General features: G+C 72.2%; 12 protein-coding genes. 10 read left to right on the top strand and 2 right to left on the bottom strand.

The genetic code is table 11. The annotated features are described in order from the left end of the window. The first annotated feature begins 47 nt into the window (after positions 1–47). The 6 genes from HCT63_RS08250 (at position 48) to HCT63_RS08225 (ending at position 11,078) form a co-directional block, all read left to right on the top strand. On the top strand, positions 48–2,060 hold the full coding sequence (locus tag HCT63_RS08250) for an APC family permease (protein WP_167004828.1): 2,013 nt from the start codon (positions 48–50) through the stop codon (positions 2,058–2,060). A 26-nt stretch (positions 2,061–2,086) separates the two neighbouring features. Next, a complete protein-coding gene (locus HCT63_RS08245) occupies positions 2,087–3,349 on the top strand; it encodes a TRAM domain-containing protein (protein WP_167003088.1) in 1,263 nt (420 codons plus the stop codon). 36 nt (positions 3,350–3,385) lie between these two features. Continuing rightward, positions 3,386–5,968, top strand: a complete 2,583-nt coding sequence (locus HCT63_RS08240) for a hypothetical protein (protein WP_167003086.1) — start codon at positions 3,386–3,388, stop codon at positions 5,966–5,968. A 74-nt stretch (positions 5,969–6,042) separates the two neighbouring features. Next, positions 6,043–6,501 (top strand): GNAT family protein, encoded by a 459-nt coding sequence (locus HCT63_RS08235; protein ID WP_167003084.1) that lies wholly within the window; start codon positions 6,043–6,045, stop codon positions 6,499–6,501. Positions 6,502–6,806: 305 nt separating this feature from the next. Beyond that, positions 6,807–9,635, top strand: coding sequence for an aconitate hydratase (locus HCT63_RS08230; protein WP_167003082.1), 2,829 nt, complete (start codon positions 6,807–6,809; stop codon positions 9,633–9,635). Positions 9,636–9,839: 204 nt separating this feature from the next. Further along, positions 9,840–11,078: an ROK family transcriptional regulator gene (locus HCT63_RS08225; RefSeq protein WP_167003080.1), complete on the top strand. Its 1,239-nt coding sequence runs from the start codon at positions 9,840–9,842 to the stop codon at positions 11,076–11,078. A gap of 1 nt (position 11,079) precedes the next feature. On the opposite strand, the gene HCT63_RS08220 is transcribed toward HCT63_RS08225, so the two are convergent. Further along, positions 11,080–12,216 carry a winged helix DNA-binding domain-containing protein gene (locus HCT63_RS08220; protein WP_208322340.1) on the bottom strand — a complete coding sequence of 379 codons (1,137 nt, stop codon included), beginning with the start codon at positions 12,214–12,216 and terminating at the stop codon, positions 11,080–11,082. Between the two features lie 3 nt (positions 12,217–12,219). Here HCT63_RS08220 and HCT63_RS20690 point away from each other — a divergent pair, with 3 nt between their 5' ends. From HCT63_RS20690 to HCT63_RS08205, 4 genes are read left to right on the top strand one after another with little or no spacing between them, the layout of a single operon-like run. Beyond that, positions 12,220–12,348, top strand: coding sequence for a hypothetical protein (locus HCT63_RS20690; RefSeq protein ID WP_255490655.1), 129 nt, complete (start codon positions 12,220–12,222; stop codon positions 12,346–12,348). Continuing rightward, the gene (locus tag HCT63_RS08215; protein WP_167003076.1) at positions 12,345–12,860 is read left to right on the top strand and encodes a flavin reductase family protein; all 516 of its coding nucleotides are present in this window, start codon (positions 12,345–12,347) and stop codon (positions 12,858–12,860) included. Before HCT63_RS20690 ends, HCT63_RS08215 begins: the two co-directional genes overlap by 4 nt. A gap of 41 nt (positions 12,861–12,901) precedes the next feature. Then, positions 12,902–13,378 (top strand): MarR family transcriptional regulator, encoded by a 477-nt coding sequence (locus tag HCT63_RS08210; RefSeq protein ID WP_243842948.1) that lies wholly within the window; start codon positions 12,902–12,904, stop codon positions 13,376–13,378. Beyond that, complete coding sequence (locus HCT63_RS08205) at positions 13,375–14,646, top strand: MFS transporter (RefSeq protein WP_167003074.1); 1,272 nt, start codon at positions 13,375–13,377, stop codon at positions 14,644–14,646. Before HCT63_RS08210 ends, HCT63_RS08205 begins: the two co-directional genes overlap by 4 nt. On the opposite strand, the gene HCT63_RS08200 is transcribed toward HCT63_RS08205, so the two are convergent. Then, positions 14,588–15,814 carry a Fic family protein gene (locus HCT63_RS08200; RefSeq protein ID WP_167003072.1) on the bottom strand — a complete coding sequence of 409 codons (1,227 nt, stop codon included), beginning with the start codon at positions 15,812–15,814 and terminating at the stop codon, positions 14,588–14,590. The genes HCT63_RS08205 and HCT63_RS08200 overlap by 59 nt on opposite strands. Between the last annotated feature and the right edge of the window lie 14 nt (positions 15,815–15,828).

Here is a 15,828-nt window from a genome sequence, read left to right as displayed (position 1 = left end):
TGGCGAGGGCGGAGTGGACGCGGCGGGTCTACCATCCTCGGGTGGGAATGGCCGAGCTGGGCAAGCGCGTGTTCCTCGGACGCAAGCTGCGCAGCACGCAGCTCGACGAGACGTTGCTCCCGAAGCGCATCGCGCTTCCAGTTTTCGCGAGCGATGCGCTCTCGTCCGTGGCGTACGCGCCCGACGAGATCTTCCTCGTGCTGTCGATGGGCGGCCTGTCCGCGTACGCGTTCAACTGGAAGATCGGCCTCGCCGTCGCGGTCGTGATGTTGACGGTGGTGGCGTCATACCGGCAGAACGTCCGCGCCTACCCCAGTGGCGGTGGCGACTACGAGGTCGCCACGGTCAACCTCGGGCCCCGCGCGGGCGTGACCGTCGCCTCCGCGCTGATGGTCGACTACGTGCTGACGGTCGCGGTGTCGATCTCGTCGGGCGTCCAGAACGCGACGGCCGCGCTGCCGTGGCTCAACGGGCACGAGGCGCTGGCGGCCTCCGCGCTCGTGCTGCTGCTGATCGCGGCCAACCTGCGGGGGCTTCGCGAGTCCGGTGCCGCGTTCGCGATCCCGTCATACCTGTTCATGTTCTGCATTCTCGGCATGGCCGTGTGGGGCTTCGTGAGGTACGCGTGGGGAGATCTCCCGAAGGTGGCAAGCGGCGACCTCGATCTCGTCGCGGAGGAGCCGTACACGGGTGCCGTCTCGGCGATCGCGATGACGTTCCTCGTCGCGCGGGCCTTCTCGTCGGGCTGCGCCGCGCTGACCGGCGTCGAGGCGATCAGCAACGGTGTCCCGGCGTTCCGGCGCCCCAAGAGCAAGAACGCCGCCACGACGCTCGCCCTCCTAGGCATCATCTCGGTGACGATGCTCACGAGCATCATCGTTCTGGCCGACCTCACCCATCTGCGGTTCGCGGAGGATCCGGCCACGCAGCTGACCCGTGACGGCGTGCCGGTCGGCGACGACTACGTGCAGGACACCGTCATCGGGCAGCTCGCGGCTGCGGTCTACGACAACGTGCCCGTGCTCTTCTACCTCACCGTCGCGACCACCGGCATCATCCTCGTCCTGGCGGCCAACACGGCGTTCAACGGCTTCCCCGTGCTCGGATCGGTGCTCGCGCGCGACGGCCATCTGCCACGCCAGCTCGACACCCGCGGCGACCGTCTCGCGTTCAGCAACGGCATCGTCCTCCTCGGTCTCGCGGCGGTCGTGCTGATCCTCGCGTTCGACGCCGAGGTGACCAGACTCATCCAGCTCTACATCGTCGGCGTGTTCGTCTCGTTCACGCTCAGCCAGCTCGGGATGATCCGGCACTGGGGAAGGCTGCTGCGCGCGGAGCCCGACCCGGCCGAGCGTGGACGGATGAAGCGCTCCCGGGCGGTCAACCTGTTCGGTCTCGCGATGACCGCGACGGTCCTGGTGATCGTCTTCGTCACGAAGTTCCTCGCCGGTGCCTGGATCGCGATCACCGCGATGGTCGTGCTCTATCTCCTCATGCGTGCGATCCGACGGCACTACGACCTGGTGGCCGACGAGCTGGCGGTCGACGACTCCGACACGACGCTCCCATCCCGGGTGCACGCGATCGTGCTCGTCGGGCGGCTCCACAAGCCGGTCATGCGGGCGCTCGCGTACGCGCGGGTCTCGAGGCCCGACACGCTCGAGGCGCTCACGGTCGACCTCGACCGCGCGTCCACGGCTCAGCTGACCAAGCAGTGGGACGACCTGGGCATCCCGGTGCCGCTGGTGGTCGTCGGCTCGCCATACCGCGAGCTGGTCCGGCCGGTCATCAAGTACGTCAAGGAGCTGCGGCGCCAGAGTCCGCGCGACATCGTGATGGTCTACGTCCCCGAGTACGTCGTCGGCCGCTGGTACGAGCAGGTCCTGCACAACCAGACGGCGCTGCGGCTGAAGGGGCGGCTGCTGTTCACGCCCGGCGTGCTCGTCACGAGCGTCCCGTATCAGCTGCAGTCGGCCAAGCGTCGCGGTCCCGAGCGGGTACGCCCGGTCCCCGGCGAGGTGCGGCAGGGGCGGACCGTCAGCGACCGCCGCGACTCCTGACGGAGGCCGTACGGCACCCTTGAGGGATGCAGTCACCTACGGACGAACGTCGCGACCTCGCTGGCACCCGGATGGAGCTCGAGGTGGGTGCCGTCGCTCACGGGGGGCACTGCGTGGCGCGGTGGGACGGCCAGGTCGTCTTCGTCCGTCACACGCTCCCTGGCGAGCGGGTGGTCGCCGAGATCACCGAGGGACGCGAGGGTGACCGCTTCCTCCGTGCCGATGCCGTCGAGGTCCTCGACGCGGCGCCTGGTCGGGTCGAGCCGCGCTGCCCTGTCGCCCGTCCCGGAGGGTGCGGGGGATGCGACTTCCAGCACGCCTCCCTGGCCACGCAGCGCGAGCTCCTCGGCTCGGTGGTCCGCGAGCAGCTGTCGCGGCTGGCCGGGATCGACCGGGAGGTGACCGTACGCCCGCCGCTCGGCGAGGCGGCACGCGACGGTCTCGGATGGCGCACGCGGGTGACCTTTGCGGCGACCGAGGACGGCACGCTCGGGCTGCGGCGCCACCGCTCGCACGCGATCGTGCCGCTCGACGACTGCCCTATCGCGTCGCGCGACCTCCCGAACGTCCTGTCCGTCCGCTGGCCCGCCTCGCGGGTGACGGCGGTGGCCGGCTCCGACGGCGACGCGCTCGCAGCCGCGTACGACGTGACAGGGGGGCTTCCAGCGGTGGAGGCCACCGGTGTGCTCGCCGACGGCGCCACGGTCCACGGGCGCGGCTGGGTGCGTGAGGTTGTCGGCGATCGCGGCTTCCGCGTCGGGGGCGCCGGCTTCTGGCAGGTCCACCCCGACGCCGCGACCACGCTCGTCGACGCCGTGATGCGGGCGGCCGCGCCGAAGCCGGGGGAGCGGGTCGCCGACCTGTACGCCGGCGTCGGACTGTTCTCCGCGTTCCTCGGCGAGGCTGTGGGGACGGACGGGGTGGTCGTCAGCGTCGAGGGTGACGCGCAGGCCTCGCGCGACGCCCGCCGCAACCTGCACGACCTCCCTCAGGCCAGGATCGTCACCGGTGACGTGGCCCGTGTGCTGGCGCGCGGAGAGGCGGGGGAGCAGTGCGACGTGGTCGTCCTCGACCCGCCCCGTACGGGGGCGCGTGCGAAGGTCGTGCGGGCGATCGCGGCGCTGCGCCCGCGCAGGGTCGTCTACGTCGCGTGCGACCCGGCGGCGCTGGCGCGCGACGTCAAGACGTTCGCCGAGCTCGGCTACACCCTCGGCGACCTCGAGGCGTACGCGCTGTTCCCGATGACGCATCACGTCGAGTGCGTGGCGACGCTGGACCTCGCGCCCTGACCCCGAGGTGACTCCGCCTCGCGAGACACTTCACCGGTGACGTACGCCGATCCCCTGCACTGCCCGAGCTGTGGCGCGCCTGCGGCCGGGGTGGAACGCTGCCCGAGGTGCGGTGTCCAGCTGCGAGGAGAGCGCCCGCTGCGCCTGCTCGGCCTTCTCGCGGAGGCCGACCGCGTGCTGGCGGAGATGCGGGCGGAGGCGGCCGCCACGGCGGCGCGGCCGGCGGGTCCGAGCGTGCCCTCGTGGTCGCCATCGGCCGCGGGCCCGGCCGCGGAGGCGCCGCAGCAGCCGTCGTCGTACGGGGCCCAGCAGCCGCCGCCGTGGTCGCCGCGCCACCCGGCGTACAGAGCGTCGTCGCCGCGCCACACCTGGTCGGTGGGCGGCACCCTCCTCGCCCTCGGCTCGCTGTGCCTGGTGGTCGCAGGGTTCGTGTTCGTCGCGGTGGGGTGGGGGAGCCTCGGCCTGACCGGCCGGACCCTCGTCCTCGTCGCCCTCACGACGGCCGTGGCCGGTGCCGCTGCGTGGGTCACCACGCGACGTCTGCGGGCGTCCGCCGAGGCGCTGTGGACGGTCTGCGGGCTCCTCGCCGCCGTCGACGTCGGTGCCGGGGTGCGTGCCGGCGTCCTCGACCTGGACACCCTCGACGCGGACCTGCTGATCCTCGGCTTCTCCGCCGTGCTCGCCGTGGCCAGCCTCGGCGTCGCGCTCTGGGCACGACAGTGGCTCCGACGCGTCGTGGCGGCCGAGGTCGGGTTGGTGATCGGGCTGGTCACGGGCACGGTCGCCGCGCTGGTCGTCCTTCCCGTCGACCTGCGGTGGACCCTCACGGCGGCGTCGGCGGGCCTCGTGCTCGCGACCCTCGGCCTCGTACGCCTCCGGCTGACGGTCGCGGCGTGGGCCGTCGGGCTGTGCGCCGCGGGCGCGGTTCCGGGCAGTGCCGCCGTCCTCGTCACCGCCGTCGCGATCTCCGACGGGGCCGCAACCCGCTGGACCCGCGGCGACGCGCCCGCGCTGCTGCTCCTCGGTGCGGTGACGGCGGGCCTGGCCGCGCTCGTGGCCCGGACGCTCGAGGCGCGGGCGCTGACTGCACCTGCCACGCTTGCCCGTGCTTTCGGCGGGTTCGGCGCCGCGCTGTGCCTGGTCGTGGTCGCGCTCCTCGGACGTGGCGTGCCGGTGGAGGTGGCCACGCTGACGTGGGTCCTCGTCCCTCTCGCGACCGCTGGGGTCGGTGCGCGCCTGTCGCCGCCCGGGTGGGCGACCGGCGTCCGCGCCACGCTCGTCCCTGCCGCGCTTCCTCTCGTGGGTGCGCTGCTCGCCACCGGGGGTGCGGCCGGTCTGGCGGTGGCGGAGTCGTGGCTGCCGGGCTGGGACGACGACGTCGCTCTCCGGTTCACCACGGAATGGGGCGATCCGGTGTGGCTGGTCGCCTGCACATGGCTCGGGGCGGCGGCCGTCGTGGCGGTCGTCGCGTGCTGGAGGGCAGCGGCGCGCGCGCCGGCGATCCGTACGACCTCGTGGGTCGTGGTCGCGCTGCTGAGCGCCGGAGGGGTCGTCGTGGTCGGGGTGCTCCTCGAGGCGCCGGTCCTGGTGGTGGCGTTGAGTGCGCTCGGGGTCGCGGGAGCGGCGGGGGCGACGTGGCTGGTCCGAGGCTCCGGTGACCTCGCGGTGGCCGCGGCCTGCACCGCACCGCCGGCCGCGGTCGTCGCCGTGCTCCTCCCGATCGGTTCCGCGCCGGCGGCGGCGACGGTGTGGTGCGCGGTCGCGATGGTGGCCGCGCTGGTGACGGTCGCCGCGCTGTCCGACGGGCGCCGCGATGCCGCAGCCGTCGCCGCGGGTTCGGCCGCCGCCCTCGGCGTCGCGGGGGTGCTCGCCTGGGTCGACGTCTCCGGCGCCGGGCTCCGCACAGGCGCGCTGGTCGCCAGCGGGCTGGTCGTCGCGCTCCTCGCGTCAGCGTCGGTGCCCACCCTGCCGCGTTCGTTGCGGGTGCCGTGGGAGATCGTCGCCGGCGGAACCGCCTGCCTCGCGCTGGTCGAGGCACTCGATGCGAGCCTCGGATGGTTCAGCCTGTGCCTGACCGTCCTCGGCGTCGCGGTGACCGTCGCCGGCATCCTGCGGTACGACCGCAGGCCATACATGGTGCTCGGCACGGTCCTCCTCGGCACGGCGTACGTGACGCGCCTGGCTGCCTCGGACGTGGACATCGTCGAGGCGTACACGCTGCCGTTCGGGCTGCTGCTCCTCGCTGCAGGGCTGCTGCGCATGCGGCACCAGCGCGGTCAGAGCTCTGCGGCGCTGCTGCCCGGACTCGGCCTCGCCCTCCTCCCGAGCCTGCCGGCGACGCTCGACGACCCGGCCTCCGTCCGTGGCCTGCTGCTGGCCGCTGCGGGGATCGGTCTCCTCGCGGTCGGCACCGTCGTCCGCCAGAAGGCGCCGTTCGTCGTCGGCGCCACCCTGACGACCCTGCTGGTGGTGCGTTGGGCAGGGCCGTTCGTCGGCGACCTGCCCCGGTGGATCCCGCTCGGGGCCGTCGGTCTCGCGCTGGTGCTGGCGGGGGCCACGTGGGAGGCACGCGTGCGCGACGCGCGCGCCGTCGTCGCATACGTCCGTACGCTGCGCTGAGGCGGACGGGCCATTGCCGCGAGCACTGCGCGCGTGCTTGGATGTCGGCACCGTCAGCGGGTGAGGGAGCAGGAATGCAGATCATCGAGCTCACGCACGACCATGCTGGCGACATCGTCACCTGGAGCTATCCGGAGCCCAACGGCTGCTACGACCTCACCGGGATGGACCCGCGCCATTTCACCGACCTCTCGCACGGATTCTGGGCGCTGATCGAGGGGGAGCGGCTGATCGGCTATCGCTGCTACGGGCCGACGGCGCGGGTGCTCGGGTTCGACTACGACGACGAGGCGCTCGACATCGCCGGCGGGCTGCGCCCCGAGCTGACCGGGCAGGGTCTCGGCCACTCGGCGATCGCGACGGGGCTCGCCTTCGGGGCCGAGCGGTTCGCTCCGCAGCGGTTCCGCGTGACGGTCGCGGAGTTCAACGTCCGCGCCCTCAAGGTCGTCGACACCCTCGGGTTCGCCGCCGTCGACAAGTTCGAGTCGCCCGCAGACGGTCGCCGGTACGTGGTCCTCGTCCGCGACGCCTGACCTCCCCGCGGCCCGCACTTTCCGTGGGGGCCAACGCAGAGTTGCGCCCCCACCGGAACATCGAGGTGGGGCCAGACGTCTGCGTTGGCCCCCACGGAAAATGGTGGCGCGCGCTGGGAGGGCTCGGACCGGAGCGAGAAGTTTGATAACGTTTATCTTGACATCGAGATACATGCTGCGAGAGCGGCTGAGTAAGGCGAGCCTGATCGCGCGGGCCCCATTCGACCGCGCGACGATAGAGGGCGGATGCCGCGCGGAGCGCGCACGGCGATCGCGGGCTCCGGCAGGACGGAACGAGGAGAGGCATGGCCAGCGTCAACAGCTTCAACGCGAAGGAAACCCTGAACGTCGGGGACACCGCGTACGAGATCTACCGCCTCGGGGCGGTGACCGGCGAGGGCCTGGACGTCGCCTCGCTGCCCTTCAGCCTCAAGGTGCTGCTGGAGAACCTCCTGCGCACCGAGGACGGCGCCGACATCACGGCGGACGACATCAAGGCGCTCGCCGGCTGGGACGCCGACGCTGAGCCGAGCAAGGAGATCCAGTTCACGCCGGCGCGCGTGATCATGCAGGACTTCACCGGCGTCCCGTGCGTCGTCGACCTCGCCACCATGCGTGAGGCGATGGCCGACCTCGGTGGCGACCCGAGCAAGATCAACCCGCTCGCGCCGGCCGAGATGGTCATCGACCACTCGGTCATCGCCGACGTCTTCGGCACGCCGGACGCGTTCGAGCGCAACGTCGAGATCGAGTACGAGCGCAACCGCGAGCGCTACCAGTTCCTGCGCTGGGGCCAGACCGCGTTCGACGACTTCAAGGTCGTCCCGCCGGGCACCGGCATCGTGCACCAGGTCAACATCGAGCACCTCGCCCGTACGGTCTTCACCCGCACCGTCGACGGCGTCCTCCAGGCGTACCCCGACACCTGCGTCGGCACCGACTCCCACACCACCATGGTCAACGGCCTCGGCGTCGTGGGCTGGGGCGTCGGCGGCATCGAGGCCGAGGCCGCGATGCTCGGCCAGCCGGTCTCGATGCTCATCCCGCGCGTCGTCGGCTTCAAGCTGTCGGGCGAGCTCCCCGAGGGCTCGACCGCGACCGACCTCGTCCTCACGATCACCGAGATGCTGCGCGAGCACGGCGTCGTCGGCAAGTTCGTCGAGTTCTACGGCTCCGGCGTCGGCGCGGTGCCGCTGGCCAACCGCGCCACGATCGGCAACATGAGCCCCGAGTACGGCTCGACCATCGCGGTCTTCCCGATCGACGACGAGACCACGAAGTACCTGCGCCTCACCGGCCGTTCCGAGGAGCAGATCGCGCTCGTCGAGGCGTACGCAAAGGCGCAGGGCCTGTGGCACGACGCCGACCACGAGCCGCGCTACTCCGAGTACCTCGAGCTCGACCTCGCGACCATCGTGCCGTCGATCGCCGGCCCGAAGCGTCCTCAGGACCGCATCGTCGTCACCGACGCGAAGCAGTCGTTCCGCGGCGCGCTCGTCAACTACGTCGAGCACGCCGAGGAGCCGCCGATCGGCGCGTACGACGAGGCGCTCGAGGAGTCCTTCCCGGCCTCTGACGTGCCTGCTGCCCACGAGGACGTCCACGGCCAGACCCCCGCGACGGACTACCTCTCGCTGGCGCCGAAGGACAACGGCCGTGCGAGCAACCCGCAGCGCGTCACCACCGCCGACGGCACGACGTACGAGCTCGACCACGGCGCCGTGACGATCGCGGCGATCACGTCGTGCACCAACACGTCCAACCCGTCGGTCATGATCGGCGCCGCGCTGCTCGCGCGCAACGCCGTCGAGAAGGGCCTGACCCGCAAGCCGTGGGTCAAGACCACGCTGGCGCCGGGCTCGAAGGTGGTCTCCGACTACTACGACCGCTCTGGCCTCACGCCGTACCTCGACAAGCTCGGCTTCAACCTCGTCGGATACGGCTGCACCACCTGCATCGGCAACTCGGGCCCGCTGATCCCCGAGGTCTCGCAGGCGGTCAACGACGGTGACCTCGCCGTCACCTCGGTGCTGTCGGGCAACCGCAACTTCGAGGGCCGGATCAACCCTGACGTGAAGATGAACTACCTGGCGTCCCCGCCGCTGGTCGTCGCGTACGCGCTGGCCGGCACGATGGACACCGACCTGTTCAACGACTCGCTGGGCAAGGACAAGGACGGCAACGACGTCTTCCTGCGCGACATCTGGCCGTCGCCGTCGGAGATCGAGGAGGTCGTCGCCGGTGCGATGTCCGCCGAGACCTTCAAGCGCGAGTACGCCGACGTCTTCACCGGTGACGAGCGCTGGCAGTCGCTGCCGACGCCCGAGGGCGACGTCTTCGAGTGGGACGAGGACTCGACGTACGTCCGCAAGGCGCCGTACTTCGAAGGGATGCAGCACGAGCCGTCTCCGGTCACCGACATCGAGGGCGCGCGTGTGCTCCTCAAGCTCGGCGACTCGGTCACGACCGACCACATCTCGCCCGCCGGTGCGATCAAGAAGGACAGCCCGGCCGGCAAGTACCTCGCCGAGCACGGTGTCGCGCCGCGCGACTTCAACTCGTACGGCTCGCGTCGTGGCAACCACGAGATCATGATCCGCGGCACGTTCGCCAACATCCGCCTGCGCAACCAGCTCGCGCCGGGCACCGAGGGTGGCTTCACGCGCCAGCTCAACGAGGGCGGCGAGGTCACGACCGTCTTCGAGGCGTCGGAGAAGTACATCGCGGCGGGCATCCCGCTGGTCGTGCTGGCCGGCAAGGAGTACGGCTCGGGCAGCTCGCGCGACTGGGCAGCCAAGGGCACCGCGCTCCTGGGCGTCAAGGCCGTCATCGCCGAGTCGTACGAGCGCATCCACCGCTCGAACCTCATCGGCATGGGCGTCCTGCCGCTGCAGTTCCCCGAGGGCCAGACCGCCGACTCGCTGGGTCTGACCGGCGAGGAGACGTTCGAGTTCCACGGCGTCACCGCGCTCAACGAGGGCCGTACCCCCAAGACCGTCAAGGTCCGGGCGACGCTCGGCGGCGACGAGGCGATCGAGTTCGACGCCATCGTGCGCATCGACACGCCGGGTGAGGCGAACTACTACCGCAACGGTGGCATCATGCCGTACGTCCTGCGGTCGTTGATCGGCTGAGTGCCGCTCGACTGATCCTCACGGCTCACCCCGTCACGTCCGGCGGTGAGCCTGGTCCGACCCGGTGCCGACCGGTCGGACCAGGCTCACCGTCGACGTCGTTGGGGCGGAGTTGGTCTCGATTTTGTTGCGGCGGTGACAAAATCAGGTCCGGGCGTGCTAGTTTCGCCTCGCCCTACGACCACAGCGAGGAGGGGCGGCGCGGTGCCACTGCAGCAGCAGCGACCGATCGGCAAGGGTGCCAACCAGGAGGCGGTACGCCGCCACAACCTCGGCACCTTGCTCGGTCACGTGCATCGCGACGCCGACGTGTCGCGCGCCGACCTGACGATCCGGATGGGCCTCAACCGGTCCACGATCGCGGCGTTGGTCGGTGAGCTCGAGCGACTCGGCGTCGTCGCTCAGGCGTCGCCTCGCGGTGACCGTCAGGGAGCAGGACGCCCCTCGCTGCACGTACGCCCCGGTGAGCGGCACGTGTGCGTGGTCGCCGTCGAGCTGCGGGTCGAGAGCATCGAGGTGGCCCGGATCGGCCTCGGCGGCACCGTCCACGGACGCCGGTCCGTGCCCGTGGAGATCGGTGCGTCGCCCGCCCAGGTTGCCGACCAGGTCGTCCGTACGGCGGCCGACCTCCTCGTCGACGTCCCTGCCGACACTCTGCTCGTCGGGGTCGGCGTAGGCATGCCGGGCATCGTCTCCACCGAGGACGGGCGCATCCACTACGCGCCCAACCTCGGGTGGTCGGACGTCGCCTTCAGCGAGCTCGTGCAGGAGCGCATCGGAGGCGAGATCCCGGTGGTCATCGGCAACGACGCCAACCTCGGAGTCCTGGCCGAGCATGCCCGCGGTGTCGCTCGCGGGATGTCGGACGTCGTCTACCTCAGCGGCGACGTGGGAGTCGGCGGTGGGCTGATCACGCGTGGTCGGAGCCTGCTGGGCACCGTCGGCTACGCCGGCGAGGTCGGGCACATGCGGGTCTCGGCCGGTGGCCGACGCTGCCGCTGCGGCAACCTCGGCTGCTGGGAGACCGAGATCGGCGCGGTCGCCGTCGCCGACGCGCTCGGGACCCCCTCGCACGACATCGCGCACCTCGTCGCCCTGCTGGAGGACGTTCGTACGCCCTCGGACCCGCTGCGCGAGGTCGGCCGGATGCTGGGTGTCGGCATCACGAACCTGATCAACATCTTCGACCCACAGGTCGTCATCCTCGGCGGCCTGCTGAGCGCGCTCTATCCGGCGGTGGGTGCCGACGTCGACGCCGAGGTGCGGCACGGGACCCTCGATGCCGCCGACCGGCGTACGGAGGTGCTTCTGCCAGGGCTCGGGCGCGACTCGGTGCTGGTCGGGGCGGGCGAGCTCGCGTTCGGGGCCATGATGAGCGACCCGTTGCTGGTCGTCGCCTCGGCGGAGCAGGCCGTCCACCGGGTGCGCGTCGCGTCCGCCTGAGTCACGCCCGCAGCTCCTTGTCGAGCGGCGTCGGGAAGCTCGGTGTGAAGGTCGCGGCATCGAGCAGCACCTGCAGGCGCTCGGCCTCCGCGGCGACGGCGGCGGCTGCGTCGGTGCCGACATCCTCGAGGAGCCGGTGCACGACCTCGCCGCCGGCACGTACGGCCCATCCGCCGACGACGCGACCGTCCCACCAGACGGTGGGACCGATGTTGCCCATGCGGTCGAACAGGCGCTCGCGGTGCTCGCCGAGATACCAGGTGCGGTGCTTCCAGCCCATCGGCGTCGGGTCGAGCGCGGGGAGCAGCGCGGCGCCGGGCGGTGCCGCGGCATCGGGGATCTCGATGCTGGGGAGCATGATGCCGGGCCCCTCGGCGAGCGTCACCTCGACGAGATCGAGCCTGGCGAGCGCGGCACGGGTGTGCGTCTTGTTCCAGCCGGCCCACCACTGGAGGTCGTCGGGCGTCGCGGGGCCGAAGGCCTCGAGCCAGCGCCGTGCGAGGAGCGTACGGGCGTCGGCCTCGGGGAGCTCGGGAATGCCGTCGGGGAACCACGACTCGATCGGGGCCCAGGCGTGGTGGCGCGACGTCCAGCTGCCGCGCGGCTCGGTGCGGACGATCCGGCCCTCGGCGGATAGCAGGGCGAGCGTCTGGGACGTGACCGTACGGCGGACGTCCCACGCCTTGTCGGTCGTCGGGAGCAGGGCGGTGCGTAGCGCGGGGACGGCTGTGCTGATCTCGGCGCCGGACAGGGTTCTGCCGTCGCGCGCGGCCGTACGGAGCACGGCGTCGACCCCGCGTTCGACCCCGGCGAGCCACGCCTGCGGGTCGGGCACCTCAGGGTCGGTCGGGGTCTTGACGAGCTCCTTGAGGAGTCGCGTGCGCAGCATGCGGGCGACCCCGAGGCTCGCGCCGGCGTGGATCGCCGGCACGTCGTCACGACCGGCGACGAACAGCGTGCGGCGCATCGCGAGGACGCGCACGAGGTCGCGGCGTTCGTACATCGCCGCGCGGATGTCGTCGCGGGTGAGTCCGGGTGCGCGGGCGAGCACGGAGAGGTAGACCGTGGCGGGGTCTGTCGCGTGCAGGACGAGAAGGTCGGAGACGACGTCCTCGACGCGCGGGGATCGAGGGGCCATGGTGTGACCGACCCGATGCTGGACGACCAGTCGTCGACGGCGTTGCTCATCCGTGAGGTGCACCAGCCCATCCTGGCCGACCTCGGTGACAGATCACGCGGAACGTCGACGGATCGTACGCTGACGGCGTGACCATCCATTCCGACCACCCGTTCCTCCCGCCGGAGGGCGAGCGCGACCCGCTCAGGCGGCTGCGCGGCCGACTCCCGCAGGCGGTCACGCTCTGCACCGCCGGAGAGGGCCGTACTCGTGTCGGCCTGACCGTTTCGTCGGTGGTGGTGGCCGACGGTGCACCGGCCCGCGTCCTGCTGCTCGTCGACGAGGACAGTGACCTTGCCGACACGCTCGAGGTGGGCGGACCGTTCGTCGTCAACGTGCTCGGCGCGCGTGACCGCGCGCTCGCCGACCCGTTCGCCGGGACGGCGCCGGCGCCGGGTGGCGTGTTCACGCTGGGTGTGTGGCGGCAGACCCTGTTCGGGCCCGTGCTGGAGTCGGCGGCTGCGTGGCTCGGGGCGCGGGTCGCCGTGGAGCCGCGTCAGGTCGGGTGGCCGCTGCTCGTCGAGGGTGTCGTGGAGCATGTCGAGATCGGGGAGGACGGGCCCGCGCTCACCCATGTGCGTGGGCGCTATCTCGACCTCGGCTGAAGACGTGACAGCACTTGTATAAGTGCTGTTACGGTTGTCCTGTGGACCCCACCGACGAGAACTTCTGGCAACCGCTTCGCGCGCTGCAGGACGCGATGGACGCCGAGCTGACCGCGCTCTACCGTGAGCGAGGCCTTGCCGTACGCCCCCGGCTGACGAAGCCGGTCATCAAGCTTGCGCACGCTGGTCCGATGTCGATCCGCGCACTCGCGGAGGCCGTCGGTGTCACCCACTCCGCGGCCAGCCAGACGGTCGCGATCCTGCGCGCCGACGGCCTCGTCGAGACCTCGCCCGGACCGGACGCCCGTACGAGGCTCGTCAGCCTCACCGCGCACGGACGCGCGCTCGTGCCGCTGCTCGAGGCGGAATGGCGCGCGACGGAGCGAGCCCTCGCCGAGCTCGACGCCGAGGTCCCGTACTCGCTCATCGCGGTCGTCGCTGACCTCGAGGCGGCGCTGAGGCATCGGCCGTTCCGTGACCGGGTCGCGGCGCACCTGCCCGACGAGCTCGCGCGATGAGCGCCCGGGCGGGGCTGCTCGACCTCGCCCCGCTCAGACGAGGACCGGCGTTCCGGTGCCTGTGGGCAGGTGGGCTCATGAGTGCCTTCGGAGGTCAGATCGGTCTGGTCGCCCTGCTCCAGCTGGTCTGGGACCTCACGGGCAGCGCCGCGATGATGGGGACGCTCGGCCTCGCGCACGCGGTCCCGATGGTGGTCCTCGGGCTGTACGGCGGCGCCCTCGCCGACTCGTACGACCGGCGGAGCGTCGTGCTCGCGACGACGGCGGGTGGCGCGGCGGTCGCGGTGGCTCTCGCCGCGCAGGCGGCGTACGGGATGCGCTCGCTCCTGCTCGTCCTGGCGCTCGTCGCGCTGCAGGCGGGCCTCGGCGCCCTCGGTGCGCCGGCGCGACGCGCCCTGATCGCCAGGCTGCTCCCGCCTGGCGAGGTCGCCGCCGGAGTCGCGCTCACCCACGTGGGCTTCCAGGTCGCGATGCTCGTCGGCCCGGCGGTCGGTGGCGTGCTCGTCGCGTACGGCGGAGCGGAGGTGGCCTTCGCCGTCCAGGCCGTCCTGATGGTCGTCGCGTGGCTGGTGACGCGAGGTCTGCCGGCGGTCTCGCCGAGGGGGGTGGCCGAGCGTGGAGAGCGTGCCGCGGTCCTCGCCGGGCTGCAGTACGTCGCGCGTTCGGCGCTCCTGCGGGGAGCCGTCCTCACCGACGTGCTCGCGACGGTCCTCGTGATGCCAGTGGCGCTGTTCCCGGTGGTCGTCGACGCCCGGTTCGACGGCGACCCGGCGATCACGGGGCTCATGCTCTCGGCCGTCGGGGCCGGCGGCATCGTCGGCGGACTCGCTTCCGGGGTCGTCACGCGCGGTGCGCGTCCGGGACGCACGATGGTCGTGGCGGCGACCGTCTGGTGCCTCGGCGTCGCGGCGTTTGGCGCGTCCCTGTGGCTGCTGCCCGCGTTGGCGGCACTGGCCGTGGCGGGTGCGGCCGACACCTTCGCGGTGATCGCCCGCGGTGTCGTCACCCAGCTCGCGACCACCGACGAGCAGCGTGGACGGGTGTCGTCGGTCGAGTACGTCGTCGGCGTCGCAGGACCCGACCTCGGCAACGCCCGAGGGGGAGTGGTCGCCGGGTTCTCGTCGCCCGAGGTCGCCCTCGTGTCCGGGGGTCTGCTCGGCGCGGCCGGCGTGATCGCGGTGTCGGTCACCCACCCCGCAGTACGGGGGTTCAGCCGCGCGTCGGGCGCCGAGCGGCCCGTGCCGCGAAGGCGTCGAGCGCGTCGATGACCTCCGGGCACTGCCAGACGCGGTTGCGGGCGCCGCTGCCGACCTGGACGAGGACACCCGCCTCGACCAGGCGGTCGATCGCCCCCTGCGCGGCGACGTCGCTGACCCCGAGCTCGCGCGCGACCAGCGCGTTGTCGAGCGCGGGGTGGCGGACGAGCACGGCAGGCATCCGGTGCACGGCCGCGTGCCGCCGCGCGACCACCCGCTCGGCCCAGCGGGCGCGCAGGCCTACGAGGTCGGCGACCAACCTGCGTCCGTTGTCGACCGCGCGCAGCGTCGCGGCGGCGAGCTCGGCGACGACCGGCGCGGGGTCGCCGTCGCGATAGGACCCGAGTGCCGCGAAGTAGCGGCGGGGCTCGCCCACCAGTCCGCTCGAGATCGGGACGGAGACGCGTTCGGTGACGGCTTTGCTCCGCAGCATCGCGTGGATCAGCGCGCGCCCCGTACGGCCGTTGCCGTCGGTGAAGGGGTGGATCGTCTCGAACTGTGCGTGCGCGATCGCGACCTGCGCCATCACCGGGACGTCGTCGCGGCGGACGAAGCGCACGAGGTCGTCGATCGAGGCCTCGACGCGCGTGTGGTGCGGCGGAACGAACTCGGCGTCGTGGGGGCCGTACGAGGAACCGCCGACCCAGACCTGCTCGCTCCGCCAGCGGCCAGCGCCGCGCGGGTCGGTGTCGCCGAGCAGCGTGCGGTGGAGGGTGAGGAGCGCATCGGCGTCGAGGGAGTCGGCGAGCGCGAGCGCGGCGCGCATCGCCTCCACGTTGCGGACCACCAGTCGGGCGTCGGGCGAGGAAGCGGCGCCGATCTCGGCGAGCGCGAGCTGGCGGGCGTCGGCGTCGACGTGCTCGATCCGCGACGACGACGCCGACTCCGTCCGCAGGAGCAGGGCGGAGAGGGGGCCGATCTCGCCGAGGGTGTTGGCGTGGTCGCCGTCGCCGAAGGCGTGCGAGAGCCCGGCGTCGAAGCGGGCGATGGCCGTGGTGGCCTCCTCGGCCTCCGCGAGGACAGCGGCGTCGAGGCGTATGGGGAGCGTGGCGATCGGGGAGAGGACGGCCGCCTGGTACGGCTGGGAGTGACGCCGCAGCCGCGCGCGTGAGACCCCGTACGCCGGCAGGCGCGTCCAGGGGTGCGCCTCGTACGACACCGCTGGCCAATCCTTGCCCACCGCTTCACCGTACC

This window comes from Mumia sp. ZJ430, from assembly GCF_011751845.1.
Lineage (GTDB): Bacteria > Actinomycetota > Actinomycetes > Propionibacteriales > Nocardioidaceae > Mumia.
Note: the sequence above shows the minus strand (reverse complement) of the source record. Positions and strands in the feature narration are given on the sequence as shown.

Excerpts from the sequence above, each read along its gene's own strand:
- HCT63_RS08250 (WP_167004828.1), top strand. The coding sequence starts at position 48 with ATGGCCGAGCTGGGCAAGCGCGTGTTCCTCGGACGCAAGCTGCGCAGC.
- HCT63_RS08245 (WP_167003088.1), top strand. The coding sequence starts at position 2,087 with ATGCAGTCACCTACGGACGAACGTCGCGACCTCGCTGGCACCCGGATG.
- HCT63_RS08235 (WP_167003084.1), top strand. The coding sequence starts at position 6,043 with ATGCAGATCATCGAGCTCACGCACGACCATGCTGGCGACATCGTCACC.
- HCT63_RS08230 (WP_167003082.1), top strand. The coding sequence starts at position 6,807 with ATGGCCAGCGTCAACAGCTTCAACGCGAAGGAAACCCTGAACGTCGGG.
- HCT63_RS08220 (WP_208322340.1), bottom strand. The coding sequence starts at position 12,216 with ATGGCCCCTCGATCCCCGCGCGTCGAGGACGTCGTCTCCGACCTTCTC.
- HCT63_RS08205 (WP_167003074.1), top strand. The coding sequence starts at position 13,375 with ATGAGCGCCCGGGCGGGGCTGCTCGACCTCGCCCCGCTCAGACGAGGA.